Source organism: uncultured Lamprocystis sp. (assembly GCF_903933125.1).
Classification (GTDB): Bacteria; Pseudomonadota; Gammaproteobacteria; order Chromatiales; family Chromatiaceae; genus Thiodictyon.
Genome location: NZ_CAIZIZ010000393.1, coordinates 1 through 2,905 on the forward strand (window position 1 = coordinate 1; position 2,905 = coordinate 2,905).

General features: G+C 66.6%; 1 protein-coding gene. It reads right to left on the bottom strand.

From position 1 onward, the window contains the following. Window positions 1-309 precede the first annotated feature (309 nt). Entirely contained in the window at window positions 310-2,655 is a 2,346-nt protein-coding gene (gene pglZ, locus QZY03_RS20710) for a BREX-1 system phosphatase PglZ type B (RefSeq protein ID WP_295584162.1), read from the bottom strand. Window positions 2,656-2,905: the final 250 nt, after the last annotated feature.

The following is a 2,905-nucleotide window of genomic DNA, read 5'->3' on the forward strand; positions in this document are numbered from 1 at the left end:
CCTGACATCTGTGCGTACTCAGGCCATCCTGGCCTGACATCTGTGCGTACTCAGGCCATCCTGGCCTGACATCTGTGCGTACTCAGGCCATCCTGGCCTGACATCTGTGCGTACTCAGGCCATCCTGGCCTGACATCTTGACCTGACATGGTCAGGGCTGGAAGCCCTGACTACGCAAACCATCAGGGCTGGAAGCCCTGACTACGCAAACCATCAGGGCTGGAAGCCCTGACTACGCAAGACATTAGGGCTGGAAGCCCTGACTACGCAATACGCAAGCTGGCCGGGATGACCATCAAGGCCCAGCGTCTAAGCCCCGACCGTGGTCACCATCTTCGCAATGACCTCGCCGCCGGGGCTCAGCACGACCACCACGGCCGCCGCGCCCTCCTGCTCGTCATCGGCAACCGCCAGGTTGGCCTTTCCGCCGTCCAGGCTTTTCACGCCGGCCACCAGCGAGGTGGATGCCAGCGCCGCCTTGGTGCGGATATCGACCCGGAGGCCTTCGGCCGCGGTCTCCACCTCCACCAGACAGCGCAGGCCCTTCCAGGTCACGGCGCGAATGCCGGCCTTCACCGCCGCCGCGGTGCCCTCGACCTCCAGGAACAGCACCGGCACCAGGCACTCCTGAAGGCTCAAGCCCCCATGGGCATACTCGACCCCGGCGATGAAACAGGATGCGCCGGGCGCATAGGCCACCTGCACAGCGTCGCACCAACTCCAGCCGAAGGTGAGCGGCGTACCGTGCGCATTGTCCTTGAGGACGGCGCAGCGCCCCCACTTCGTCTCGGTCTGATGCACGGCCAGTTCGGACTTGGGAAGACCGCCGGGCATCAGGAGCCAGCCGTGATCGGTCACGATGCGCAAGCGCTTCCACCCCGCCTGCTGGAGCTCGAAAATGCGCTCCAGTACCTGGGCCAGTTGAGCGTCGAGGTCACGGGCAAGCCGCACCCCATGGGCATGGCCGTAGTGATCGAGATCGCCCGCCTCGGTCCAGGCCCGGCCCGACGAGTCGCCGGTCTCGTGCGTATCCAGGGCTTGGATGCCATTATCGGCCAGTAGCTTGCGAAAGTTATGCCCGGACAGCGGCTTGCCGTCAACGGCGACCCGCGGCTCGAACTCCTGGTCGGTCTGGTCGCCGGACACCAGATGCGCGACCGGAGAGCACCAGGCTTTGCCGGACGCCGTTACCGACGGCAGACTGGTCCAGCGCGCCTGCAGGTCCACCTTGCCGATGGCGCCCAGACGCTCCTTGAGCGCGACCGCCACGTCGTAACGCAGACCGTCCACGAAGACAGTGCAGACCCCATCCGGTGCCTGCTCGGGGCCTGGCGCTGCGTCCAATGCCACGCCGCCGGCGCCGAACCCGCCTGACGCCATCAGGGCATCTTGCAGCCGCTTGGCAGACTCCTCGACCCACGGCAGATAGAGGGCGCGCAGCGCCGCAGAGACTGCATCCAGATCCGCCTTGGTCTGGACGGCCCCCAACACCCGGAGCGCCGCGGCATCCACCGGCCACCCGCTGTCCTGGTAGCTTCGGGCCAACTGATCGGGCACCGAACCGGTCGGCAGTTGCGCGCTGCGCGAGGCCACCTCGGCCAGGTGAGCCAGGGCCACCCCGAGCGGCGACAGGCCCATGCGCGTCCACAGCCAGTCGCGACGCACCCCGTGGCCCTGCTCGGCCGCCAGAATGGCCGCGCGCGCCTGGTCAGCGGTCATGGCGCCACAGGCCGCCAGCGCGTAGCGCAGGGCCGCCTCCCTCTGCTCGTTCACCTGGGGATAGCCGGCCAGAGACGAGGGGGCGTCGAACAAATCCTGCTGTTTCGGCGGCGCAACCTTCAGAAGCAGTCCGTAGACCTTGGGGAAGCTTGCGAACGAATCGCGGTAGAGCTCCGCCACGGCCGACCATTTGCCTTCCCCCTTGGCCAGCCGTTCGGCGGCGGCCAAGGGGCCATCGCTCACCGGATGAAAGCCGAAGTCTGCCTTGCACCGCTTCAGGAACAGGTCCCAGCGGGCGCTTCCCCACTGCGCCTGTGCCGCATCGGGATCGTCCATCCACACCAGCAGGTCCCGCGTGGGGTTCGGCGCCAGCAGACTGTGCAGCCATTCGGCGTTGATCTGGCGGCCTTTCAGGTCTTCCACCGACCGGTCGAGCAGCACACCGGCCGCCAGGGCCTGGCCGAGCGCCTCCTGCGTGGCCTTGTCCTGCGCCACGTCCAAGCCCAAGCCGCCGTTCCTGGAGGTCAGGAAAGCATTGATCGTCCAGTCCTTGCCATTGAGTTGACTCCAGAACACACCGCGATACTGCAACTCCGCCAGCGGCTGGAGGTCGCGCGGACAGCTTTCGATGGCGCGCAGATCCGCACGACTCACGCCGGGCAAGTAAATGATGCAAGTGCCCTCGCCGGCGGCCAGGTCCGGCACCAGCCCGGCGGCGGCACACTTGAGCCAGATCGCGGGTCCTCGGCCTCCTTCGGGTTGGTAGTCACCCAGGCTCAAGAGGCCGGGAAGCGCTTGCCGCAACCGCAGCAGTGCCGAACTCCATTGCCGGTCGGCATCGGTCCACAGGATAGCGGCCGGTGTTGCCTGGACTGACGCATTGACCTTCGCCGCCGTCGCCAGACTTTGCAACAGCGCATCAAGCAGCGTGTTCATCGCGTGGTGCCCTGTTTGCGCATACGAGCGGCTCGCCGCTGACAGGAATCGGTTGTATCCCAGCAATTCCCGGCGAGCGTCTATTCAGTGTCGCTGATCAGTGCCGATCGTGAGGTATCATTCTCTGGCGCACAGCCCTGAAGCATAACCCTGCCGCCGACCGACATCGGGCATCGTCGGCGCCGGTCGGCGCTGGCGTTGGCCATTGCGGCATGGGTTTGACCTCACCAGGGAGGCAACGGGACGCCCG

What these genes read in the sequence shown, in the direction of transcription:
- pglZ (WP_295584162.1), bottom strand. Translation starts at nt 2,655, where the DNA reads ATGAACACGCTGCTTGATGCGCTGTTGCAAAGTCTGGCGACGGCGGCG.